Source organism: Enterobacter cloacae complex sp. 302F9 (genome assembly GCF_050030335.1).
GTDB classification, from domain to species: Bacteria; Pseudomonadota; Gammaproteobacteria; order Enterobacterales; family Enterobacteriaceae; genus Enterobacter; species Enterobacter hormaechei_C.
Genome location: NZ_JBLGUC010000001.1, coordinates 4134934 through 4159062 on the forward strand (window position 1 = coordinate 4134934; position 24129 = coordinate 4159062).

Annotated in this window: 23 protein-coding genes; 13 read left to right on the forward strand and 10 right to left on the reverse strand. The window is 56.1% G+C overall.

What is annotated here, in order from left to right:
- The first annotated feature begins 10 nt into the window (after positions 1-10).
- Positions 11-1252 carry a serine/threonine transporter SstT gene (gene sstT / locus ACQG0T_RS20060; RefSeq protein WP_017382425.1) on the forward strand — a complete coding sequence of 414 codons (1242 nt, stop codon included), beginning with the start codon at positions 11-13 and terminating at the stop codon, positions 1250-1252.
- Between the two features lie 86 nt (positions 1253-1338).
- On the opposite strand, the gene ACQG0T_RS20065 is transcribed toward sstT, so the two are convergent.
- Both ACQG0T_RS20065 and uxaC read right to left on the reverse strand, forming a co-directional pair.
- Complete coding sequence (locus tag ACQG0T_RS20065; RefSeq protein WP_015571940.1) at positions 1339-2826, reverse strand: UxaA family hydrolase; 1488 nt, start codon at positions 2824-2826, stop codon at positions 1339-1341.
- A gap of 17 nt (positions 2827-2843) precedes the next feature.
- Positions 2844-4256 (reverse strand): glucuronate isomerase, encoded by a 1413-nt coding sequence (uxaC, locus tag ACQG0T_RS20070; RefSeq protein WP_017382427.1) that lies wholly within the window; start codon positions 4254-4256, stop codon positions 2844-2846.
- Positions 4257-4731: 475 nt separating this feature from the next.
- Here uxaC and ACQG0T_RS20075 point away from each other — a divergent pair, with 475 nt between their 5' ends.
- On the forward strand, positions 4732-6030 hold the full coding sequence (locus ACQG0T_RS20075; RefSeq protein ID WP_015571942.1) for an MFS transporter: 1299 nt from the start codon (positions 4732-4734) through the stop codon (positions 6028-6030).
- Positions 6031-6160: 130 nt separating this feature from the next.
- On the opposite strand, the gene ACQG0T_RS20080 is transcribed toward ACQG0T_RS20075, so the two are convergent.
- Positions 6161-7318, reverse strand: a complete 1158-nt coding sequence (locus ACQG0T_RS20080) for a DDE-type integrase/transposase/recombinase (RefSeq protein ID WP_023295456.1) — start codon at positions 7316-7318, stop codon at positions 6161-6163.
- A gap of 207 nt (positions 7319-7525) precedes the next feature.
- On the opposite strand from ACQG0T_RS20080, the gene exuR reads away from it, so the two are divergent.
- From exuR to ACQG0T_RS20130, 10 genes are all read left to right on the forward strand, one after another.
- Positions 7526-8302, forward strand: a complete 777-nt coding sequence (exuR, locus tag ACQG0T_RS20085; RefSeq protein ID WP_003862635.1) for a transcriptional regulator ExuR — start codon at positions 7526-7528, stop codon at positions 8300-8302.
- Positions 8303-8643: 341 nt separating this feature from the next.
- Complete coding sequence (gene yqjA / locus ACQG0T_RS20090; protein WP_003862638.1) at positions 8644-9306, forward strand: DedA family general envelope maintenance protein YqjA; 663 nt, start codon at positions 8644-8646, stop codon at positions 9304-9306.
- Between the two features lie 2 nt (positions 9307-9308).
- Complete coding sequence (mzrA, locus tag ACQG0T_RS20095) at positions 9309-9692, forward strand: EnvZ/OmpR regulon moderator MzrA (protein ID WP_003862640.1); 384 nt, start codon at positions 9309-9311, stop codon at positions 9690-9692.
- Positions 9693-9835: 143 nt separating this feature from the next.
- The gene (locus tag ACQG0T_RS20100) at positions 9836-10204 is read left to right on the forward strand and encodes a DUF1090 domain-containing protein (protein ID WP_252052036.1); all 369 of its coding nucleotides are present in this window, start codon (positions 9836-9838) and stop codon (positions 10202-10204) included.
- A gap of 29 nt (positions 10205-10233) precedes the next feature.
- Positions 10234-10539 carry a DUF883 family protein gene (locus ACQG0T_RS20105; protein ID WP_003862645.1) on the forward strand — a complete coding sequence of 102 codons (306 nt, stop codon included), beginning with the start codon at positions 10234-10236 and terminating at the stop codon, positions 10537-10539.
- Between the two features lie 2 nt (positions 10540-10541).
- Positions 10542-10940, forward strand: a complete 399-nt coding sequence (locus ACQG0T_RS20110; protein ID WP_003862647.1) for a phage holin family protein — start codon at positions 10542-10544, stop codon at positions 10938-10940.
- A complete protein-coding gene (locus ACQG0T_RS20115) occupies positions 10937-11233 on the forward strand; it encodes a YqjK-like family protein (protein ID WP_003862649.1) in 297 nt (98 codons plus the stop codon). Before ACQG0T_RS20110 ends, ACQG0T_RS20115 begins: the two co-directional genes overlap by 4 nt.
- Positions 11234-11480: 247 nt before the next feature.
- Positions 11481-11873: a DoxX family protein gene (locus ACQG0T_RS20120; RefSeq protein ID WP_006812075.1), complete on the forward strand. Its 393-nt coding sequence runs from the start codon at positions 11481-11483 to the stop codon at positions 11871-11873.
- A 72-nt stretch (positions 11874-11945) separates the two neighbouring features.
- Positions 11946-12932 carry a glutathione S-transferase family protein gene (locus ACQG0T_RS20125; protein WP_252052034.1) on the forward strand — a complete coding sequence of 329 codons (987 nt, stop codon included), beginning with the start codon at positions 11946-11948 and terminating at the stop codon, positions 12930-12932.
- Positions 12933-13038: 106 nt separating this feature from the next.
- Positions 13039-13404, forward strand: coding sequence for a DUF805 domain-containing protein (locus tag ACQG0T_RS20130; protein WP_015571946.1), 366 nt, complete (start codon positions 13039-13041; stop codon positions 13402-13404).
- A gap of 38 nt (positions 13405-13442) precedes the next feature.
- On the opposite strand, the gene yhaJ is transcribed toward ACQG0T_RS20130, so the two are convergent.
- Positions 13443-14345, reverse strand: a complete 903-nt coding sequence (gene yhaJ, locus ACQG0T_RS20135) for a DNA-binding transcriptional regulator YhaJ (protein WP_003862655.1) — start codon at positions 14343-14345, stop codon at positions 13443-13445.
- 104 nt (positions 14346-14449) lie between these two features.
- On the opposite strand from yhaJ, the gene ACQG0T_RS20140 reads away from it, so the two are divergent.
- Positions 14450-15151: a pirin family protein gene (locus ACQG0T_RS20140; RefSeq protein WP_017382430.1), complete on the forward strand. Its 702-nt coding sequence runs from the start codon at positions 14450-14452 to the stop codon at positions 15149-15151.
- Between the two features lie 80 nt (positions 15152-15231).
- On the opposite strand, the gene ACQG0T_RS20145 is transcribed toward ACQG0T_RS20140, so the two are convergent.
- The 6 genes from ACQG0T_RS20145 to tdcB form a co-directional block, all read right to left on the reverse strand.
- Positions 15232-16536, reverse strand: a complete 1305-nt coding sequence (locus ACQG0T_RS20145) for a serine dehydratase subunit alpha family protein (RefSeq protein WP_015571948.1) — start codon at positions 16534-16536, stop codon at positions 15232-15234.
- Between the two features lie 20 nt (positions 16537-16556).
- Positions 16557-17888: an amino acid permease gene (locus ACQG0T_RS20150; protein ID WP_017693942.1), complete on the reverse strand. Its 1332-nt coding sequence runs from the start codon at positions 17886-17888 to the stop codon at positions 16557-16559.
- Between the two features lie 274 nt (positions 17889-18162).
- Positions 18163-20457, reverse strand: coding sequence for a formate C-acetyltransferase (pflB, locus tag ACQG0T_RS20155; RefSeq protein ID WP_045338173.1), 2295 nt, complete (start codon positions 20455-20457; stop codon positions 18163-18165).
- A gap of 15 nt (positions 20458-20472) precedes the next feature.
- Positions 20473-21681 carry a propionate kinase gene (gene tdcD, locus ACQG0T_RS20160; protein ID WP_032618950.1) on the reverse strand — a complete coding sequence of 403 codons (1209 nt, stop codon included), beginning with the start codon at positions 21679-21681 and terminating at the stop codon, positions 20473-20475.
- Positions 21682-21711: 30 nt separating this feature from the next.
- A complete protein-coding gene (tdcC, locus tag ACQG0T_RS20165; RefSeq protein WP_006812083.1) occupies positions 21712-23043 on the reverse strand; it encodes a threonine/serine transporter TdcC in 1332 nt (443 codons plus the stop codon).
- A 10-nt stretch (positions 23044-23053) separates the two neighbouring features.
- Positions 23054-24043: a bifunctional threonine ammonia-lyase/L-serine ammonia-lyase TdcB gene (gene tdcB, locus ACQG0T_RS20170; protein ID WP_023304478.1), complete on the reverse strand. Its 990-nt coding sequence runs from the start codon at positions 24041-24043 to the stop codon at positions 23054-23056.
- Positions 24044-24129: the final 86 nt, after the last annotated feature.

Genomic DNA, 24129 nt, shown 5'->3' on the forward strand with positions numbered 1-24129 from the left:
GGAATAACGTATGAGCACACAATCACGCGGTCTGTTCGCGCGCCTGGCGCAGGGCAGTCTTGTAAAACAAATTCTGGTCGGGTTGGTACTGGGTATTCTGCTGGCGATGGTGTCAAAACCTGCCGCGGAAGCGACGGGGCTGCTCGGCACCCTTTTCGTTGGCGCACTTAAGGCCGTCGCCCCGGTACTGGTGCTGATGCTGGTGATGGCGTCGATTGCCAACCACCAGCACGGACAAAAAACCAACATTCGCCCTATTCTGTTCCTGTATCTGCTGGGAACCTTCTCTGCTGCCTTAACGGCCGTGGTGTTTAGCTTCCTGTTCCCGTCCACGCTGCACCTGACCAGCGCGGCCGGTGATATCACCCCGCCGTCCGGGATTGTGGAAGTGCTTCGCGGTCTGCTGATGAGCATGGTCTCTAACCCCGTCACCGCGCTGATGAACGCGAACTACATCGGCATCCTGGTCTGGGCGATCGGTCTGGGCTTCGCGCTGCGTCATGGTAACGAGACCACGAAAAACCTGGTGAACGATATGTCCAACGCTGTCACCTTTATGGTGAAGCTGGTGATTCGCTTTGCGCCAGTCGGGATCTTTGGTCTGGTTTCTTCGACGCTGGCCACCACCGGTTTCGATGCACTGTGGGGCTACGCGCAGCTGCTGGTCGTCCTGGTCGGCTGTATGCTGCTGGTGGCGCTGGTGATCAACCCGCTGCTGGTGTTCTGGCAGATCCGCCGCAACCCGTATCCGCTGGTGCTGACCTGCCTGCGTGAAAGCGGCGTTTATGCCTTCTTCACCCGCAGCTCGGCGGCAAACATTCCGGTCAACATGGCGCTGGCGGAGAAGCTGAATCTGGATCGCGATACCTATTCGGTGTCGATTCCTCTGGGTGCAACCGTGAACATGGCAGGTGCGGCGATCACCATCACCGTGCTGACGCTGGCGGCGGTGCATACGCTGGGCATTCCGGTGGATCTGCCAACCGCGCTGCTGCTGAGCGTCGTTGCATCACTGTGTGCCTGTGGCGCATCCGGCGTGGCGGGCGGCTCGCTGCTGCTGATCCCGCTGGCCTGTAACATGTTCGGTATTCCGAACGAGATTGCCATGCAGGTTGTCGCGGTCGGCTTCATTATCGGCGTATTGCAGGATTCCTGCGAAACCGCGCTGAACTCCTCTACCGACGTGCTGTTTACCGCAGCGGCCTGTCAGGCGGAAGACGCGCGTTTAGCGAAGAACGCCCTGCGCAGTTAAAAAGAAAAGCCCGGTGGCGGCTACGCCTTACCGGGCCTACAGGGTTTAGTAGGTCGGGTAAGCGCTAGCGCCCCCCGACAAAGCACTTATAGCGTCACACCACTCTTAAAGATCGCCAGCTCGCGGAAGTCGTTCTTCTCGTTGCAGGTCTGCCTGCCGCTGGCAAATTCCACAATCGTGTCCACGAATTCGCTCAGCAGCTGCGGCATCGCTTTGCCGTGGATCAGCTGGCCGGCATCAAAGTCGATCCAGTGTTTTTTCTTCGCCGCCAGCTCGCTGTTAGTGGCGATTTTCACCGTTGGCACAAATCCGCCGTACGGCGTGCCGCGCCCGGTGCTGAACAGCACCATGTGACAGCCCGCTCCCGCCAGCGCACTGGTGGCGACCGCATCGTTGCCCGGTGCGCTCAGCAGGTTCAGACCGTGCGTTTTCAGCCGTTCACCGTAGCGCAGCACGTCCACTACCTGGCTGGCCCCGGCTTTCTGAGTGCAGCCCAGGGATTTCTCTTCCAGCGTGGTGATCCCGCCCGCCTTGTTACCCGGCGACGGGTTCTCATAAATCGGCTGGTTATGGGCGATGAAGTACTGTTTGAAATCGTTGACCATGGTGACGGTCTTCTCAAAGGTCTCTTCGTCGCGGCAGTGGCTCATCAGAATGCGCTCTGCGCCGAACATCTCCGGCACTTCGGTCAGCACCGTGGTGCCGCCGTTGGCGATGACGTAATCTGAGAAGCGGCCCAGCATCGGGTTAGCGGTAATGCCGGAAAGCCCGTCAGATCCGCCGCACTCCAGGCCAAACTTCAGTTCACTCAGCTTGCCCGGCTCGCGCTTGTCGTGACGCATCACCTCATACAGCTGGTGCAGCTGTTCAACGCCCGCTTCCACTTCGTCGTCCTGGTGCTGACACACCATAAAGTGCACGCGCTCAGGATCGAACTCGCCCAGCGTGTCGCGGAAGGCGTCGACCTGATTGTTTTCACAGCCGAGGCCAATCACCAGCACCGCCCCTGCGTTCGGGTGGCGCACCATATTTTGCAGCATGGTGCGGGTATTGATGTGGTCGTCGCCCAGCTGGGAACAACCGTAGGTATGGCTGAACAGATGCACGCCGTCGGTGCCTTCAGCATTGTTGGTCTCTTTCAGGAAACGCGTCTGAATTTGACGCGCAATCCCGTTCACGCAGCCAACGGTCGGGAGGATCCACAGTTCATTGCGGATCCCCACCTCCCCGCTGGCGCGGCGGTAGATCTGCACCTCACGATCGGCCGCCTGTCCTTCTTCTGCCTGGAAGTCAGGTTGATAGCTGTACTCGTCCAGATCGCTGAGATTGGTGCGGGTATTGTGGGAATGAATGTATTCACCCGGCGCAATATCCGCCAGCGCATGACCGATGGGCAAACCGTACTTCACCACGTTCTCCCCTTTCGCGATGGGGATCAGGGCAAACTTATGTCCACGTCCAATGGCCTGGCGTAACGTCACCGACTGGTTGTCGAAGGTCACTTCCGTCCCTTCGGCTAAATCGGCCAGCGCGACGGCAACGTTATCCAGCGAATGGATTTTGATGTATTGCATATCAACCTCAAACGGCCTTAGTTCAGTTCAATGGCGAAGTAGTCACGCGCATTGTTAAAGCAGATGTTTCTCACCATTTCACCCAGCAGCTGGATATCCGCTGGCGCTTCGCCCGCGTGCACCCAGCGGCCAATCATCTGGCACAGAATGCGGCGGAAATATTCATGGCGGGTATAGGAGAGGAAACTGCGGCTGTCGGTCAGCATGCCAACGAAGCGGCTCAGCAGGCCGAGCTGCGCTAGCTGCGTCATCTGACGCTCCATGCCGTCTTTCTGATCGTTAAACCACCAGCCGGAACCGAACTGCATCTTGCCCGGCATCCCTTCGCCCTGGAAGTTGCCGATCATAGTGCCCAGCACTTCGTTATCGCGCGGGTTCAGGCAGTACAGAATGGTTTTTGGCAGCAGGTTTTGCTCGTTCTGTTTGCTCAGCAGTTTTGACAGCTCTTCCGCCATCGGACGGTCGTTGATGGAGTCAAAGCCTACGTCCGCGCCCAGCAGTTTGAACTGACGCTGGTTGTTATTACGCAGCGCGCCGATGTGATACTGCTGAACCCAGCCGCGACGGGCATATTCCGCACCGAGGAACACCAGCACCGCGGTTTTAAACTGCGCCACTTCGTGCTCGCTCAGGGCTTCGCCGGAGAGACGACGCGCCAGAATACTGTCCAGCTCAGCTTCACTGGATTCCGCGAACAGCACTACGTCCAGCGCGTGGTCAGACACTTTACAGCCGTGTGCGGCAAAGTGATCCAGACGTTTGGTCAGCGCGGTTTGCAGATCGCCAAAGCGACGAATGTCGGTATCCGAAACTTCCGCCAGCTTCGCCATGTAGTCGTTAAAGGTCGGCAGCTCGATGTTGAAGGCTTTATCCGGGCGCCAGCTTGGCAGCACTTTGATGTCAAACGTGCTGTCCTTCGCGACAACCGCGTGATGTTCCAGAGAGTCGACCGGATCGTCGGTGGTGCCCACCATCTTCACGTTCATCTGCTGCATGATGCCGCGCGCCGAGAAGCTATCCTGCGCCAGCAGTTCGTTGCACTGATCCCAGATTTCATCCGCCGTGGCGGGAGAGAGCAGCTTGCCGGTGATACCAAACGGACGACGCAGTTCGAGGTGCGTCCAGTGGTATAACGGGTTACCGATGGTGTGAGGAACGGTAGCGGCCCAGGCGTCAAACTTCTCGCGATCGGTCGCGTCGCCGGTACACAGGCGCTCGGCCACGCCGTTGGTGCGCATTGCGCGCCACTTATAGTGGTCACCCTTCAGCCAGATATCATACAGGTTTTTGAAACGGTAATTTTCGGCAACCTGCTGCGGCGGTAAATGGCAGTGGTAATCGAAAATCGGCTGGTCTTTTGCGTAGTCGTGGTACAGGCGGCGAGCAAATTCGGTATCTAGCAGAAAATCGTCGGTCATAAACGGTGTCATTATCGTCTTCCTCATTACGGGAGCGTCAGAAAGCTTATGTTCAGATGCTGCAAAGTTATCACACCAATTTCCAGAGTCCGACGTTTTTTTCGTGAGTTAGATCAATAAACGTCGACAAATAAATTACCCTCAAAGGGGTAAACCCTCTCGCAGACCGCGCCAGTTCTGGCTTTGCGCGCGCCGCATAATGTCCCTACAAAGATTCACACTTTTGTGATGTCACTCACCTTTTAAAGTTGTATGACAAGTTATCTTTTCGCCGTCGCAAACTATAAGCCGACGGAATGCATTACCGGTGTTTGAGACATCGGATTTAACGGTACGGAAGCCGACTTAGCACGATTACTTATGGCAAGGTTCGGGCCGTTCCGGGACAGGTTCCCGGTTACGCCCCTCCCGTTACAGAACAACTCCCGGCAACGGTTGAGTTGTTGCCGTGTCCCGACACGGAAATAACATAACGATGAGGTTTTACATGCGTAAAATTAAAGGGTTACGTTGGTACATGATCGCACTGGTGACGCTCGGCACCGTGCTGGGCTACCTGACACGTAACACCGTGGCAGCAGCGGCGCCAACGTTGATGGAAGAGTTACATATCTCCACGCAGCAATACTCTTACATCATTGCGGCTTACTCTGCCGCTTACACCGTAATGCAGCCTGTTGCAGGTTATGTTCTTGATATTCTGGGTACAAAAATTGGTTATGCCTTCTTCGCTGTAGCCTGGGCCGTCTTCTGTGGGGCGACCGCGCTGGCCGGCAGCTGGGGCGGACTGGCGCTGGCGCGTGGTGCGGTAGGTGCTGCCGAAGCAGCGATGATCCCCGCGGGTCTGAAAGCCAGCTCTGAATGGTTCCCGGCAAAAGAGCGTTCAATCGCTGTCGGTTACTTCAACGTAGGCTCCTCCATCGGGGCGATGATTGCTCCGCCACTGGTGGTGTGGGCGATTGTGATGCACAGCTGGCAGATGGCGTTCATCATCTCCGGTGTGCTGAGCTTTGCCTGGGCCATGGCGTGGCTGATCTTCTATAAACACCCGCGCGACCAGAAAAAGCTGTCTGACGAAGAACGTGACTACATTATTAATGGTCAGGAATCCCAGCATCAGACTGACAACGGCAAAAAGATGTCCGTCTGGCAGATCCTGGGCACCCGTCAGTTCTGGGGTATCGCTCTGCCACGCTTCCTGGCAGAACCGGCCTGGGGTACGTTTAACGCCTGGATCCCGCTGTTCATGTTTAAAGTTTACGGCTTTAACCTGAAAGAGATCGCGATGTTCGCCTGGATGCCAATGCTGTTTGCAGACCTGGGCTGTATCGTCGGCGGCTACCTGCCACCGCTGTTCCAGCGCTGGTTTGGCGTGAACCTGATTGTGTCCCGTAAGATGGTGGTCACCATGGGCGCCCTGCTGATGATCGGCCCGGGCATGATCGGCCTGTTCACCAGCCCTTACGTGGCTATCGCCCTGCTGTGTATCGGGGGCTTTGCTCACCAGTCTCTTTCCGGTGCGCTTATTACGCTCTCGTCCGACGTGTTTGGTCGTAACGAAGTCGCTACCGCCAACGGCCTGACCGGTATGGCCGCCTGGACCGCAAGTACACTGTTTGCGCTGGTGGTCGGCGCGCTGGCAGATACGATTGGTTTCAGCCCGCTGTTCGCGGTACTGGCTATCTTCGACCTGATGGGTGCGGTGGTTATCTGGACGGTGCTGAAGAGCAAATCCGCCGATGAACTGGCGAAAGAGTCCCTTGGGGGACCGGCGACGCAGAGTTAGCGTTGTTGTGCCGGGTGGCGGCTCCGCCTTACCCGGCCTACAAAACCCAATAAAATCGTAGGCCGGGTAAGCGCAGTGTATGACCGGATACATAGGTGACAGATCAGACCGGGAACATAGGTAACACTTTTCAGTCTATCCGAAGCACACTCTGGGTTTTTCGGTCGTAGTACGCAAGCGTTATTCCGTTAAAGATGATGGCCTCCAGGCCATCATCCTGTTCTTCCAGCATGATGTACTCATCAGTCAGCGCTTCACTCAGGAACACCGTCCCCTTTTTACCCATATAGAGTGTCCCCCTTGATTTCACCCTGTAGACCGTACCGCCTTCCGGATAAGCATATTCAGGAACCCTGCCATCCCAGTGCCGGCCTGAGGGCTGCCAGACCGTTCCGGGCGTTGCACCCGCCAGGGCTTCATGCGGCCTTTCGTAGTTAAACTCTTCCCGGTAGTCACTGAACCACCGCTGTTGTTCTTCCATCGTCATAAAGGTGTTGCCCTGTTTTACTGCACTTTTCAGCGAACGATGCATTCGCTCATGACGGCCGTTTTCTTCCGGATGCCCCTTTCTGATTCGTTCCGGTCTGATGCCCAGCTTTATCAGCCAGACGGCAAGGCGACTTAACCCGGCGATACCTGTTCCTGCGAAAGGCTGACCATTATCCGTTCTCAGGACTTCCGGCAGACCGTACTCCAGGAACGCATCCGTCAGGCACTGCCTGACGAAGGGCTCGCTCTCCCGGTCCGTTCCCCGGCAGCTTAGAAGATACCGGCTGTGATTGTCGGTCAGGGTGAAGGGATGACAGTATTTCCGGCTCAGCAGCCTGAACTTGCCTTTAAAATCAGCGCTCCAGACCTGATTGTTCTCACTGATGATGGTCAGGGGCTGGCGATTGCCCGGGGTTCTGCGTTTTCGCTTTTTATCGGGAACCAGGCCTTCACGCTTGAGGATATCGCCGATAGTGCTGGCAGCAGGGACGGTAAAATCGACGTGATGATTGAGCAGCCACATCCGCAGTTTTTTGGGGCCCCAGTCAGGGTGTTTCTGCCTCAGGGCCGTAAGCTGCCCGGCGATATCATCAGGAACGGTCCGGGAGTGGGAGTGCGGAGCACGCGACCGGTCAGAGAGAGATGACAGGTCAGAGGGGTCAAAACGCTGAAGCCATTTGTAACCGGTTTTTCGGCTGATGCCGAAAAGACGGCAGAGGGCTGAAAAAGAATCCGTACCTGCATGGCAGGCACGGATAAAATCAAGGCGTTGCATAGGTCGGGTCTCAGTCCAGGGCATAGCGAGTCTCCTCTTCTATGCCAGTTATAACTGTTACCCATGTATCCGGTCTAAAGTGTTACCCATGTTTCCGGTTCATACCGCAGCGCCACCCGGCAAAATCTTCTCAAAAGCCGCCTACGGGCGGCTTTTTTCATGGTGAAATCTGGAGAGTGGCACGCAAAAGTGGTATAACAAATCATTCGCCGTACCCTGCCTGGAGCGCATATGGAAATCACCGAATCACGTCGTTTATATCAACAACTTGCCGCCGAGCTGAAAGATCGCATCGAGCAAGGGGTCTATCTTGTCGGTGATAAACTTCCCGCTGAGCGTTTCATTGCGGATGAAAAAAGCGTCAGCCGTACGGTGGTCCGCGAAGCCATCATCATGCTGGAAGTGGAAGGGTATGTTGAGGTACGCAAAGGTTCCGGCATTCATGTGATTTCCAGCCAGGCGAAACACTCCCCCACCCCGGACGAAAGTCTGGAGTTTGCCAGCTACGGTCCGTTTGAGCTTCTCCAGGCTCGCCAGCTGATTGAAAGCAACATTGCGGAATTTGCTGCGACGCAGGTGACCAAACAGGACATCATGAAGCTGATGGAAATCCAGGATCATGCGCGTAAAGAAAAATGTTTCCGCGATTCCGAATGGGACCTGCAATTCCACGTCCAGGTCGCCCTTGCGACTCAGAATACGGCGCTGGCGGCAATCGTTGAAAAAATGTGGACTCAGCGCGTTCACAACCCGTACTGGAAGAAATTACACGATCACATTGATTCCCGCACGGTAGACAACTGGTGTGACGACCACGACCAGATTCTTAAGGCTCTGATTCGTAAAGATCCGCATGCGGCGAAACTGGCAATGTGGCAGCACCTGGAGAACACCAAACAGATGCTGTTTAATGAAACAAGTGATGACTTTGAATTTAACGCTGACCGCTATCTTTTTGCCGATAATCCGGTCGTTCACCTCGATACCGCGACCAATCTCGCAAAATAACGCCCCGAACTGCTGGCAGGCGCACCGCCGCGCCTTCCGGCCAGACAGGGTAAGAAAACCTCTATAGTGTCAGCCTTTGTAAAATTTCTCGCTCCCCTCCGTGGCTTACGCCAAAATCGTGTTTCCCCTCAAATTCTGTGACGCAGAACGTCGGGCTTTGTTACAATTGGATTCACTTCGTTATTTTGTAAGTTAGTGCTTGCTAACCAGCCAATTAACAGGGAACAGTGTTGGCCACACATCAATGTGTCCGCGAGCGACCATAATGAAATCATAACAATGTCGCCGTGCTGTTTTCCCGAATGACAGGCGTGACGTTAACCGATTTCCAGGAACACTGAATGGAACTTTTGACCCAACTACTGAACGCCCTCTGGGCTCAGGATTTCGAAACGCTGGCCAACCCGTCCATGATTGGCATGCTCTACTTTGTGTTATTTATGATCCTGTTCCTTGAGAACGGTCTGCTGCCTGCTGCCTTTTTACCCGGCGACAGCCTGCTGGTGCTGGTCGGGGTGCTCTGTGCAAAAGGGGCGATGGCTTTCCCGCAAACGGTCCTGCTTTTGACCATTGCCGCCAGCCTGGGCTGCTGGGTGAGTTACATTCAGGGGCGATGGCTGGGTAACACGCGAATCGTTCAGAACTGGCTTTCGCACCTTCCGGCCCATTACCACCAGCGAGCGCACCACCTTTTCCATAAGCATGGGCTTTCCGCCTTACTGATCGGCCGCTTTATCGCATTCGTACGCACCCTGCTGCCCACCATTGCGGGCTTGTCCGGCCTGAGCAGTACGCGCTTCCAGTTCTTTAACTGGATGAGCGGCTTGCTGTGGGTGCTGATCCTGACCACGCTCGGCTACGCGCTGGGTAAAACGCCGGTCTTTATGAAATATGAAGATCAGCTGATGTCTTGCCTGATGCTGCTGCCCGTCGTTCTGCTGGTGTTTGGCCTGGTCGGGTCCCTGGTCGTACTGTGGAAGAAGAAATACGGAGCCAGGGGTTAACGATGGTTATCTCCCCGCTCGCGCTGCGCCGCTTCTCTTACGCTATCGTCGCGCTGATGATGTTCAGCGCTCTTATCCTGCTGTGGTCTGCGCTACAGCATCAGGAGTCGACGCTGGCTATCCGTCCTGTGAGCCAGGGAACCAGCGTGCCGGATGGTTTTTCCATCTGGCATCATCTGGACGCAAACGGGATCCGCTTTAAGAGCATCACGCCGCAAGACGATGTGCTGCTGATAAAATTTGACTCCAGTGCGCAAAGCGCCGCGGCGAAAGCCGTGCTGGACCGCACGCTGCCGCAGGGTTACATCATTGCGCAACAGGATGATGACAGCCACGTAGCATCCTGGATGTCACGGTTACGCGACACGTCGCATCGATTTGGTTAACGACTAAGATTCCGAATATTTTCACCTACTTTGGTGAAACTCCCGTTTACTTACTATGCTTAAGTACGCGGAGCACCCCTCAGATGTTCTCCGCATAGTTCTGGAACACGGCTTACGCCGTAACACAATGGAAGGTTTCTATAATGAAATACCGCATCACTCTGGCTCTGGCCCTTTTTTCTTTAAGCACAGCTTCCTTCGCTATGTCTCTTTGTCAGGAGAAAGAACAGGATATCCAACGCGAAATCAGTTATGCCGAAAAGCATAACAATCAGCACCGGATCGACGGGCTGAAAAAAGCGTTGAGCGAAGTGAAAGACAACTGTACGGACAGCAAGCTGCGTGCCGATCATCAGGAAAAAATCGCTGAACAGAAGGACGAGATAGCCGAGCGCCGTCAAGACCTACAGGAAGCGAAAGAGAAAGGTGATGCGAAAAAAATTGCCAAGCGCGAGAGGAAGTTGCAAGAGGCGCAGGACGAACTGAAAGCGCTGGAAGCTCGCGATTATTGAGTTAACGGAAATCTCAACAGGAGAGAATCATGTCAAAAGATACAACTTCAGAAAATCTGCGCGCTGAACTGAAATCCCTGGCGGACACCCTGGAAGAGGTGCTGAACTCTTCTGCGGATAAATCGAAAGAAGAAGTAAGTAAACTGCGCAGCAAAGCGGAGCAGGCACTGAAAGAGAGCCGTTACCGTCTGGGTGAAACCGGTGATGCGCTGGCGAAACAGACCCGCGAAGCGGCAGCGCGCGCAGACGAATATGTACGTGATAATCCATGGACGGGTGTAGGTATTGGCGCCGCAGTGGGTGTGGTGCTGGGTGTCCTGCTGACGCGTCGTTGATTATGGAAGATCCACGTCACGCACAAGGGCCTGCTAAAAACGTCCTCGGCATCGGCCAGCGTATTCTTACGACGCTGGTCGGGATTGCCGAAACGCGCGTCCGGCTTGCGGTAGTGGAGCTGGAAGAGGAGAAAGCCAACCTCTTCCAGATGCTGCTCATGCTTGGGCTTACGATGCTCTTTGCCGCGTTTGGTCTGATGAGCCTGATGGTGTTAATCATCTGGGCTATCGACCCACAGTATCGTCTGAACGCGATGATTGCGACTACCGTGGTTCTGCTGGTGGCGGCGCTGATAGGCGGTATCTGGACCCTGCATAAAGCGCGCACGTCGACCTTCCTGCGCCATACGCGCCAGGAGCTGGCCAACGACCGCGCCCTGCTGGAGGATGATAAGTCGTGAGCGACAAAGCCGAACGTCAAAAGCGGAAAGCGTATCTGTTGAGCCAAATCCAGCAGCAGCGGCTGGATTTGTCTGCCAGCCGTCGAGACTGGGTTGAAGCCACGCATCGGTTTGACCGCGGCTGGAACACGGTCCTGAGCCTGCGCTCATGGGCGCTGGTCGGCAGCAGCGTGATGGCGATCTGGTCGGTTCGGCATCCTAACATGCTGATCCGCTGGGCACGCCGCGGCTTTGGCGCCTGGAGCGCCTGGCGTCTGGTGAAAACCACGCTGCGACAACAGCAGTTGCGCTAGCCTTCTTGCCGGGTGACGCTGCGCTTACCCGGCCTACGATTGCGTGTAGGCCGGGTAAGGCGTAGCCGCCACCCGGCAAAATCCCCTCCCTTACTCAATATCTTTGAAGAAGATTAACAGTTTTCCTTGCTAACATTTGCCATCCGCCCCGTTTACACTCCTCTCCATCGACAGCAAAGACGCGGTATCTACCCGAATTTGCAAGCAAATAACGTTTAGCCGCTGATGTGGTTTCCTGGAGAGTAAAATGAAAAAATTAGAAGATGTTGGTGTACTGGTAGCGCGTATTCTGATGCCTGTTCTGTTCATCACCGCAGGCTGGGGCAAAATTACCGGCTATGCGGGCACTCAGCAGTATATGGAAGCGATGGGCGTGCCGGGGTTCCTGCTGCCACTGACCATTCTGCTTGAGTTCGGCGGCGGCCTGGCAGTGCTGTTCGGTTTCCTGACCCGCACTACGGCGCTGTTCACCGCAGGCTTTACCCTGCTGACCGCGTTCATCTTCCACAGCAACTTTGCGGAAGGCGTGAACTCCCTGATGTTCATGAAAAACCTGACCATCGCGGGCGGCTTCCTGCTGCTGGCTATCACGGGTCCGGGCGCCTACAGCATCGACCGTCTTCTGAATAAGAAGTGGTAAGCAGGCTATACTGATTACATTCAAAGCGAGGAGACATCTCCTCGCTTTTGCTATCTGACGGAGGAGTAAAAAATGGGACAACTCGTAGACGGCGTCTGGCAGGATGTCTGGTATGACACCAAATCCACCGGTGGACGCTTTAAGCGCTCTGTTTCGGCCTTCCGTAACTGGCTGACCGCCAACGGCGCACCCGGCCCGAGTGGCGAAGGGGGCTTTGCGGCGGAAAAAGATCGTTATCATCTGTATGTTTCTCTCGCCTGTCCGTGGGCGCACCGCACGCTGATTGTGCGCAAACTTAAAGGTCTCGAATCGTTAATTCCGGTTTCGGTGGTCAACCCGCTGATGCTGGAAAACGGCTGGACGTTCGACAGTGGCTTCCCGGCCGCGACGGGTGATGAGCTTTATCATCACGATTTCCTGTATCAGCTCTATCTGCGCGCCGATCCGCACTACACCGGACGCGTAACGGTGCCTGTGCTGTGGGACAAGAAAAACCAGACGATCGTCAGCAATGAATCCGCTGAAATCATTCGCATGTTCAATACCGCGTTTGACGCGCACGGTGCCCGCGCCGGGGATTACTACCCGGTTGAGCTGCGCGAGAAAATTGACGAGCTGAACGGCTGGATCTACGACAACGTTAACAACGGCGTCTACAAAGCGGGCTTTGCCACCAGTCAGGAAGCGTACGACGAAGCGGTCGGCAACGTGTTTGGATCCCTGGAGCGCCTGGAGCAGATCCTCGGCCAGCATCGTTATTTAGCGGGCGATCGCCTCACCGAAGCAGACATCCGCCTGTGGACGACGCTGATCCGCTTTGATCCGGTATATGTCACCCACTTCAAGTGCGACAAGCATCGCATCAGTGATTACCTGAACCTGCACGGTTTCATGCGCGACATCTATCAGATGCCGGGGATTGCGGAGACGGTCAATTTTGACCATATTCGCACCCACTATTTCCGCAGTCATAAGACCATCAACCCAACGGGCATTATCTCCATTGGCCCGTGGCAGGACCTGGATGAACCGCACGGGCGCGACGTGCGTTTCGGATAATTATTTAGGGAATCAATTGATTCCCTTTTTTAATTCACAGCATACATCTATCCTTACCTCGATCGCTTAGAAAACAAGTGATTGACTGATTAAGAGGCAAGGAAAAATGGACTGGTATTTAAAGGTACTGCGCAACTACGTTGGATTTGGTGGCCGTGCCCGCCGTAAAGAGTACTGGATGTTCGTTCTGGTGAACTTCGTCCTGATTATGGTGCTGGGCATTGTGGACAAGATCCTCGGCTGGGAACGCGAGGGGGGTGAAGGCATTCTCACCACCATTTATGGTGTGTTAGTTCTGCTGCCTTCATGGGCCGTACTGTTTCGTCGTCTCCACGACACAGATCGTTCGGCGTGGTGGCTGCTGTTGCTGTTGATCCCGCTTATCGGCTGGATCGTGATTTTGATTTTCAACTGTCAGAGCGGAACGCCGGGCGAAAACCGCTTTGGTCCGGATCCTAAGGCAAGCGCGTAAATTCTGCCCGGTGGCGCATACGCTTACCGGGCCTACGCTTATTTGTTGTGGTGGGCAAAGAGCTTGGGAATTTCACGCAAACACCACGATTTGGCTTCGCCCATGCTGTCGCGACGCCACGCCATAATGATATCCACTTCGCTGGTGTATTCCGGGCTGACGACGCGCAGCCGCCCTTCTGCAATGTCCTTTTCGACAAACGGATACGGCATAGTCGCCACGCCCAGCCCCGCCAGGAGTGCCTGTCGCTTATCTTCCAGCGACGTTACCGTCAGTCGCGGCTGTTTATCCAGCAACTGTACCGTTAACACCGGGCGCTCTCGGGCGGTATCCGCGACCGCCACACCGCGGTATTTCACGCGCGTGACCTCAGAGAGCGGCTCCGGCTCCTGATGGATCGGGTGATCCGGGGCGGCGACGTAGACGTTCATCACGCTGTACAGTTTGCGCGAATTGATTTCTGACGATGAGCGGAAATGCATGTCCGGCGCAATCACGATATCCGCCCTGCCCGTCTCAAGACGCTCCCACGCCCCGGCCAGCACCTCAGTGATGATCGATAGCTGGGTATTGGCTTTCGCGGCCAGTCTGTCCACCAGCGGGAATAGCGCCTCGGTGGGCACCAGCGCTTCGGTCACCAGCGTCAGATGGGTTTCCCAGCCGCGGGCCAGCGCTTCGGCATCCGTCGTCAGCTTATCCGCCGCTTCCAGCAGCACACGACCGCGCTCCAGCAGCATTCGGCCAACGTTAGTGAATTTTGTTCGATGACCGGAACGATCGAAGAGCACAACATCCAGCTCCTCTTCCAGCTTTTGCATGGTATAGCTCAGGGCAGACGGAACGCGCCCCAGTTCATCTGCCGCCGCGGCAAAACTGCCGCGCCTGTCAATCGCGTCCATGACGCGAAGCGCCTCAAGCGTCAATGCTCTCTCTTTAGCCATCTCGTTCTCATTCAGGAAATTTGAACATACCAGGCAGAATATCTGGCTAACAATACAGCGTCCATACCTTTACCATTGATTTAGTGTAAAGAGAGGTCAAGTTTATGATTACGACAAGAACAGCGAAACAGTGCGGACAAGCCGATTTCGGTTGGTTGCAGGCCCGCTACACCTTTTCCTTTGGACACTACTTTGACCCTAAACTCCTCGGTTACGCTTCACTGCGCGTATTGAATCAGGAAGTGCTCGCCCCGGGCGCGTCCTTCCAGCCGCGCACATACCCTAAAGTCGATATCCTGAACCTGATCCTGGAAGGCGAGGCAGAATACCGCGATAGCGAGGGCAATCATGTCCAGGCGAAGGCTGGCGAGGCGCTGTTAATTTCCACGCAGCCAGGTATTAGCTACAGCGAGCATAACCTCAGCAAAGATAAAACGCTGACCCGCATGCAGCTGTGGCTGGATGCCTGTCCGGAGCGGGAAAATCCGCTGGTGCAAAAAATCGATCTGAAGGGCGGTAAACAGCAGCTGATTGCCTCGCCAGACGGCAGCAAAGGCAGCTTGCAGTTGCGCCAGCAGGTGTGGCTGCACCATATCGAACTGAAAAAAGGTGAACAGGCGAGCTTCCAGCTTCATGGCCCGCGTGCCTATTTGCAGTCCATTCACGGAACGGTGCATGCGGTCACGCATACGGAAGAGAAAGAAGCGCTCACCTGCGGTGACGGGGCGTTTATTCGTGACGAAGCGAATATCACCCTGGTTGCCGATACGCCGCTGCGCGCGCTGCTGATTGATTTGCCGGTTTAAGATCAACACGCCCCCTCGCTCGATCGGTTCCCTCTCCCTATGGGAGAGGGTTAGGGTCAGGGGTAACGGGTTGGATTAAATCACAACACCTTACTCGCCATAATTTCAATAATCTGCCGGTCCGTCGCCTGCATTGAGCGGCACGCCAGGGCGCACAGGTTAGAGATAGACTGTTCCACGTCGTGCGCCACAATCCCCTCGTTACCCGTCACGGCAGTATCATCCAGCGCCATCATCACGGCTTTCCAGGCGCTGGTGACGCTGGTCGAGACCTTCATTGCGCAGCTGTTAGAGGCCCCATCGCAGATCATCCCGCTCACGTCGCCGATCATACTGCCGATCGCCATGGCAATGGTCTGGTAAGATCCGCCCATCAGCCACGCCATCCCCGCCGCTGCCCCCATTCCGGCCGTTGTCGCCGCGCACAACGCGGACAAGCGCGGAAGCTGGTAGTGGATATAGATAGCCGACAGATGCGAGAGCATCAGCGCCCGCGCCAGCCGTTCGTCATCGGCCTGAACGTGCTCAGCCACCACCACTACCGGCATGGTGGCGGTGATGCCCTGATTCCCGGAACCCGAGTTGCTCATCGCCGGCAGCGTCGCGCCTCCCATGCGGGCATCCGAGGCTGCGCTGGTGCGGATAATAATGTCTGAACCCAGATCCTGCGCCATCCAGCCGCGTGCGCGCTGTTTATTGAGCGTCGCGCCAATATGCAGCCCCCAGTTGCCACGCAAACCTTCGCGGGAGAGCGCATCGTTCAGCCGCCCCGCATCGAGGATAAAGCGGATCGCGTCAAACGGCACCTGCTCTACAAACTCAAGGATCTGCGACAGCGTGGTGGTCGAGAGTACCGCCAGCGGATCGTCGTTGTTCTGGCTCTGACGATCGTCAAGCCTGAAGCGCGTTTCGCCCTGACAAACTACCTCCACCACGCGAGTGTGCCCGCCAGCGATGGTCACCATCGCCGAGGATTCACCGACGTAAACGCAGGCGCGTGAGTAGAGGATCTCCTCGCACGGCTCCTGCAATTTCACCTGCACCAGACCTGCGTTCAGCAGTGCTTTGGCGCGCGTTAGCGCCTCGGCCGACGCGTCTTTCAACACCTCCAGCCCGGCGTGTGCATTACCGCCTGTCGCCCCCAGCGCGGCCGCGATGGGTAAACCGACCATACCGGTGCCGGGCACCGTTACGCCAAGCCCGTTTTTCATCAGGTTCGGCGATACCCACGCCTCGATACGCGTCACCTCACCGTCAAGCTGTCCGGCAGCCATCGCGCACGCCAGCGCCAGCGAGACGGGTTCGGTACAGCCCAGCGCAGGCTTTACCTCTTCCTGCACAGCGCGAATAAAATGGTTCCATAAAGGATTAATTTGCTCAGACATCGTTACGACCTTATTTAACCTCATGAGAAGGCGAGGAAAGGAGAAACACAAAGCAGCAGCCCGGTAATCACAATAATCACCAGCGATACGCCTTTATATTTATGAAGTGCGGGCACTTTGTAGACCAGCCACGCCGGAATTAAGCAGCCCACCATCCCGAAAATAGGGCTACAGATGGAGGTGAAGCTCAGCACCGGCGCGTTTAACACAATCGCGCTCCAGGCCAGCAGGATAGCGAACAGCATAATCCCGCGCTGGACGGTGCTTTCATTGATTTTCTCCGCCGGCATTTTGCGGCGCAGGATGTTCATCACGATGCCCTGCGTCGCCTCACGAAAGCCGAGATAGACGCCAAAGAACGCGGTCATCACGGCAAAAATGTTGAGGATCACGCTGACGATTTTGACCCAGCCCGCACCGTCACCGCTGATGAACTGTGCTGCGATTGCCAGGGCGGAAATATTCTGCTCGTAGGCTTTTACCGCCTCGTCGTGCCCCATCGCCAGCGTAAAGGAGACCGCGTAGAAAAAGACCGTCACAAACAGCACGCCAAAAGCGATATTCATTGCCCGCAGCGCCTTATGACGCGCCACCTCTACGGATTTTTCCCGTGAACGATAGGAAATCACCATCGGGCTTAATGTCTGAATAAACAGAATGGAGGTTAAGGTGAAAGGCAGCGTAATAATGGCATTTTTAATCAGCAGGCCCATCGGCGGCAGCATACCGACGTTGGCTAAATGCCAGAGGCCAATCATCGAAAGCCCCAGCGCCGCCACCACAAATAATTTGGTCAGCACCATCAGGCTGGAGACTTTAAACAGCAGTTTTTCACCGCGCGACGAAATGGCGACCAGAATGCAGATCAGGAATAAGCCGTAGAACGGATTTTCCGACAGCAAACCGTCGGTTACGCCGAAGGTGTGTAGGTAGGATGCGCTGTCGTTGGTGATAGCCGTGGAATAGACAAACATCCAGATCACCAGCATCACAAAATAAAGCGCACCCAATAAGATGCCCCAGTTTTTACCTAAATAACCGCTAATGACGCTCGGGTAATCTTTGCATTCCGGTGATTCCGCCAGCGTATTAATAAACAGGCGCTGGAACAGGTACATAGCCGGATAACCAATTATCGACGAGAGTAAAAACACCCACAGCCCCATTAACCCGACCTGCACCGGAAGAAAAACGATACCCGCGCCGATAGCCATCCCGATACTCATGATGACCCAGCCCGTATCGGTGCTGTCGAATTTGATCGCCTCTCGCCATTCGCTTTCGCTCATTCCCGCCCGCCTTGCCGCAGGGGAATCACTCACAATCACACTGCTGTTTGTTGCCATATTCATTGGGCACTCGCTTATTTTGTAGGGTAACTGGTTGTTTTTATAAGGTTCCGATCGCCAGCGATTGCGAGTCAGAGGGTGCAGGTGTGAGTTATTGATATGGGAAGATCATATCCGGAGCGCGGGAGAAAAAAGTCACAACTTTTATAGGGATTTTCTAAAGCGAGAGAATAATATTACTTCGGGATAGCAGAAAGGAGAGTAAGTTTTCTAAAATTGACGACGTTCACAAAATTAAAAGCCTCCCCATTTGAGGAGGCTGAAGATGAAGCCTGTATTACATCGCCTGCGTAAACGTCCTCGAAATCACGTCCTGCTGCTGCTCGCGCGTCAGGGCGTTAAACCGCACCGCATAACCTGAAACGCGGATCGTCAGGTTCGGATAGTTCTCCGGATGGGCGACGGCATCCAGCAGCATCTCCCGGTTCATCACGTTGACGTTCAGGTGTTGCCCGCCCTCAATGGTCGCTTCGTGGTGGAAGTATCCGTCCAGCAGCCCGACAAGGTTGGTTTTGCGCACCGGCTCGTCCTTGCCCAGTGCCTGCGGCACGATGGAGAAGGTGTAGGAGATCCCGTCTTTGGCGTAGGTGAACGGCAGCTTGGCGACCGAGGTTAACGACGCCACCGCCCCTTTTCTGTCGCGCCCGTGCATCGGGTTGGCGCCAGGCGCAAACGGCGTGCCGCCGCGACGTCCGTCCGGCGTGTTGCCGGTCTTCTGCCCGTAAACCACGTTGGAGGTGATGGTCAGGATCGACTGCGTCGGTACCGCGTTGCGGTACGTCGGCAGCGCCTGGATTTTCTTCATAAAGCGCTCAACCAGATCGCAGGCGATACTGTCCACGCGATCGTCGTTGTTGCCGTACTGCGGATAGTCGCCTTCGATGACGAAATCCACCGCCAGACCGGTGTGGTCGCGCACCGGTTTTACCGTGGCGTATTTGATGGCCGACAGGGAATCCGCCGCCACCGACAGCCCGGCAATGCCGCAGGCCATGGTGCGGTAGACGTCCCGGTCGTGCAGCGCCATCAGCGAGGCTTCGTAGCTGTATTTATCATGCATATAGTGAATGAGATTCAGCGCGCTGATGTACTGCACCGCCAGCCAGTCCATGAAGTGATCGAGGCTCGCCATTACGGTGTCGTAATCCAGTACCTCCTCCAGCAGCGGCTCGGTTTTCGGCCCCACCTGGATCTTCAGCTTCTCATCCACCCCGCCGTTGATTGCATACAGCAGCGTTTTCGCCAGGTTGGCGCGTGCGCCGAAGAACTGCATCTGCTTGCCGATCACCATCGGGCTGACGCAGCAGGCAATGGCGTAGTCGTCGCTGTTGAAGTCGGCGCGCATCAGATCGTCGTTCTCGTATTGCAGCGAGGAGGTGACGATCGACACCTGCGCGGCGTATTTCTTGAACGCGATCGGCAGTTGTTCGGACCAGAGGATCGTCAGGTTTGGCTCCGGCGCAGGCCCCATGGTGTGCAGGGTATGCAGGTAGCGGAAGCTGTTTTTGGTCACCAGCGTGCGGCCATCCAGCCCCATGCCGCCAATCACTTCCGTGGCCCAGATCGGATCGCCGGAGAAGAGCGTGTCGAACTCCGGCGTGCGCAGGAAGCGTACCATGCGGATCTTCATGATGAAGTGGTCGATCAGCTCCTGGGCCTGCACCTCATTCAGCCGTCCTGCCTGCATGTCGCGTTCAATGTAGATATCAAGGAACGAGGCCGTGCGCCCCAGCGACATCGCCCCGCCATTCTGGGATTTCACTGCGGCAAGGTAGGCAAAGTAGACCCACTGCACCGCTTCCTGCGCATTCATCGCCGGACGTGAAATATCAAAGCCATAGTTCGCCGCCATCTGCTGGATCTGGAGCAACGCACGTTTATGCTCCGCCAGCTCCTCGCGCAGGCGGATCGTGGCCTCCAGATCTTCTCCGCGCTCCAGTTTCCCCTGGAGATCGGCGAACTGAAGTTCACGCTCGCGCACCAGATAGCTGATGCCGTACAGCGCCACGCGACGGTAGTCGCCGATGATGCGTCCGCGCCCGTAGCCGTCCGGCAGACCGGTCAGCACGCCCGATTTGCGGCAGCGCAACATCTCCGGGGAGTAAACGTCAAACACGCCCTGGTTGTGGGTTTTGCGCAGGTCTGTGAAGAGATATTCAAACTGCGGATCCATCTCGCGACCGTAGGCTTCGAACGAGCTGCGGATCATGTTGATCCCGCCGTACGGATGCAGGGCGCGCTTGAGCGGCTTGTCGGTTTGCAGGCCGACGATCGTCTCCAGCTCCTGATCAATATAGCCCGGCCCGTGCGCGGTAATGGTAGTGGCGATGTTGGTGTCAAAATCCACCGGAGCGTGAGTAGCATTCTCCTGACGAATGCCGACCATCACCTTCTGCCACAGCGCCGTCGTTGCTGGCGTCGCCTGCGCGAGGAAAGCTTCATCGCCTTCATAAGGGGTGTAGTTATGCTGAATAAAATCGCGCACGTTAATGGCGTTTTTCCATTCTTCACCGCGAAACCCGGCCCATGCATCGCTGTAAGGCGCGACGCCCGTATCGATTGTTACTTTCATCAGATTCTCGCTTTATCAGGCGTAAGCCGCAGCCGGAGTAACCTTCCCAAGACGGAGGGCGTCCAGTGCGATCATTTTTTCTTCATTGGTAGGGATCACCGCGCAGGCCGCGCGGGACGACTCGGTGGAGATCACGCGCTCGCCCGCGCTGCCCGGCAGGGCATTTTTGGACTCGTCGAGGATGATGCCAAACACCTTAAGATGCTCCACCACCAGCGCGCGGATAAGCACGGAGTTCTCACCGATCCCGCCGGTAAACACCACGCCATCCAGACGGTGCAGGGACGCGGCATGACCGGCGATATGTCGCGCAATCCGGTGGACAAAGGTCTTTATTGCCAGCCGCGCCCGCTCGTTGCCGTCATGCCAGGCTTTCTCCAGCGCGCGCAAATCGGAGGAGATGCCAGAGATCCCCAGCAGCCCGGACTCTTTGTTGACCACGCGCTCCAGATCCTCGAACGACTGGCCGGTCTGCCGGGCAATCCACGCCATCGCGCCAAAATCCACGTCGCCGCAGCGCGTGCCCATCACCAGTCCTTCAAGCGGCGTCATCCCCATGGACGTGTCCACGCTTACGCCGTTACGCACCGCGCAGATGGACGCCCCGTTGCCGAGATGGGCAATCACCAGGCCGCTGTCATCGGGAGAGAGCCCGAGCAGCGCGTGCGCCTGCGCCGACACGTAGCGGTGAGAGGTGCCGTGGAAACCGTAGCGACGCACGCCCAACTCTTCAAAATAGCGGTACGGCAAGCCGTACAAATACGCCTGCGGCGCCATGGTCTGGTGGAAGCTGGTATCAAATACCGCCACCTGCTGCACGCCGGGGAACAGGCGCCCGGCGGCTTCCACGCCGCTCAGGTTGGCGTAGTTATGCAGCGGCGCCAGCGGGGAGACCTGGCGGATCTGCGCCATCACCTCTTCCGTGATCAGGGTCGACTCGCTGAAGAGGTCGCCGCCGTGGGCAATGCGATGGCCAATCAAGGCCACGCTGCCCATCAGGTTGCGTTTCTCCAGCTCCAGGGCGATGGCGGCCAGCGCCCCTTCGTAGTCCTGGTGAGCCAGTCTGACCGGCTCACCCCCATTCACGGAAATAAAGGCTTTTTCTGTGTTGATGCCGTCCGCAATGCCCGTCATCAGGGCATCGCAGCCTGCGGCGTCCAGCACCGAGAACTTAACAGAGGACGATCCGCAGTTAATGACCAGTACTACCGGAAACTCAATCATGGTATGGCTCCGCTCTTCCTGAGCTTTGGTTTAAAACAGTTTGTACACGATGTTCAGAATGGTCAGCAGGCCGACCACGGTTACGAAGATGTTCTCGGTCCGGCCTTTGTATTTCGCCAGCGCAGGCGCCTTGCGGATGGCGTACATCGGCAGCAGGCACAGCAGAGAGGCGATAATTGGCGCACCCATGGCTTCAATAAGGTCCAGGATGTTCGGGTTGGCGTAGGCCACAATCCAGGTGGAGCCCATGATGAAGACCATGCTGATGGTGTTCAGCTTGCCCACGGAGACTTTCTTCTTGTCGCCCTTGTAACCGAACTTGAGGATCAGACCGTTCAGCCCCTCCAGCGTGCCCAGATAGTGGCCGAAGAAGGATTTAAAGATAGCGACCAGCGCGATGATGGAGGCGCCGTATTCCAGCACCGTGGCGAACGTGGATTTACTGCCTGACATCGACGCGAAGTGGTTCGCCAGGTAAGAGAGCACCGGAATGTTCTGCGCTTTGGCGTCCGCCATGTTCTGCGGAGAGAGCGTAAACAGGCAGCTAAAGGCGAAGAACATCACCACCGCCACCATCAGCAGGCTGGCGCGACCGATGATTTTGGAACATTTCTGCTCGGTAAACTCTTTCCCGAACTCCGGTTCGTACTCTTCGCGCTTGGAGACCACAAACGAGGAGACGATAGGCGAGAAGTTGAAGGAGAAGACCATGATGGAGATCCCCAGCCACACCGTGACCAGAATGCCGTCATGACCGGTGAAGGCGATATCGCTCAGGTTAACCTGGTCGATCACCGCCGAGTTCCAGTACGGGATCAGCGAGAGAGAAATTAACACCAGGCTGGCGATGAACGGGAACACCAGGTAGCTCATCACTTTCACCATCAGGTCTTTACCGAACCAGATAACAAAGGCCATCAGCAGCAGCAGGAACAGCGCCACCACGCCGCGGTTCAGGGCGGGCATCTGGAGCTGGTTTTCCCAGAAGGTCATAAAGGTGTTGGTAATGGTGACGCCGTAAATCCACAGCAGCGGGCAAATGGCAAAGAAGTAGAGGAAGGTGATCACCACCCCGCCGGTCTTACCAAAATGCTCCTCCACCGTTTCGGTGATGTTGCCGGAGACGTTACTGCCGGACAAACACAGACGCGCCAGCGCGCGGTGGCAGTAAAAGGCAATCGGGAACGCGAGTACCAGCATCAGCAGGATAGGGATCAGGCCGCCAAAGCCTGCACGGATAGGGAAGAACAGCACGCCTGCGCCAATGGCGGTACCAAACAGGCCGAGCGTCCAGGTGGTATCCGATTTACGCCAGGTGGACGTTTTTGTCTGGCCAACGATAATGCTTTCTGTGTTGCTCATAAGTCATCCTTTATGCGTCAACGAAGCCGGTAATTTGGGAAACACGGGAGAGATCAATATTGCCGCCGGAAATAATGCAGACGGTTTTTCGGCCCTGAATATAGTGGTCCAGCTTGCCGCTTAATAACGCCGCGCACGCCAGCGCACCGGCACCTTCCGTGACCACCTTATTTCGCTGAATAAGCGCGATCATGCTGTTGCGAATCTCGTCTTCGCTGACCAGCACAATGTCATCGACTAATTCACGAACAATTTCGAAGGTTAAATTACCTGGGCGAGACACGTCGCAGCCGTCAGCTAATGTGCCGGTAACACGATGACTGGTTATTTCTCCGGCCTGATACGATGCCGCCATTCCGTGCACATTTTCAGACTGCACGCCGATAATATTGATAGTCGGGTTGATGGATTTAATTGCTGTCGCAATACCGGCAATTAAACCGCCGCCGCCGATGGGGACAATCACGTTATCCACGTCATATAAATCTTCGAGGATTTCCAGGCCGATGGTGCCCTGGCCGGCAATGACTTTCGGATCGTCGTAAGGCGGGATAAAAATGCGCCCTTCCATCTCGACGATTTCGCTCACTTTGGCGATGGTGTCGTTAAAGTTCTCGCCGTGCAGCACCACTTCGGCAGAGTAGTCACGCGTGGCGGCAACCTTGGATTTCGGCGCGCCCATCGGCATGACCACTTTGCCGTCGATGCCGAGCATGGCGCAGGAGAGAGAGACCCCCTGCGCGTGGTTCCCTGCGGAACAGGCCACCACGCCCTTGCGTTTTTCCGCATCGGTCAGCGAGCTTAATTTATTAAAAGCCCCACGTATTTTAAACGAACCGGTACGCTGCATATTTTCAAACTTCAGGAATATCTCACCCTTACACCGTTCGCTCAGATAATTCGAGCGCGGCATACCGGTTTTATAGATCTTTCCCGCCAGTCTTTTTCTGGCGTCCTGAATATCTTCAATGGTCACCGGGAGATCGTAAGTAATGTGCATAATATCCTCGTTATAATAATTCATTGTTTTCAGGCAAAGTCAGGGTATCAGAGCGTTAAAAAGCGTCGCTCCGGGTGTTTTAAATC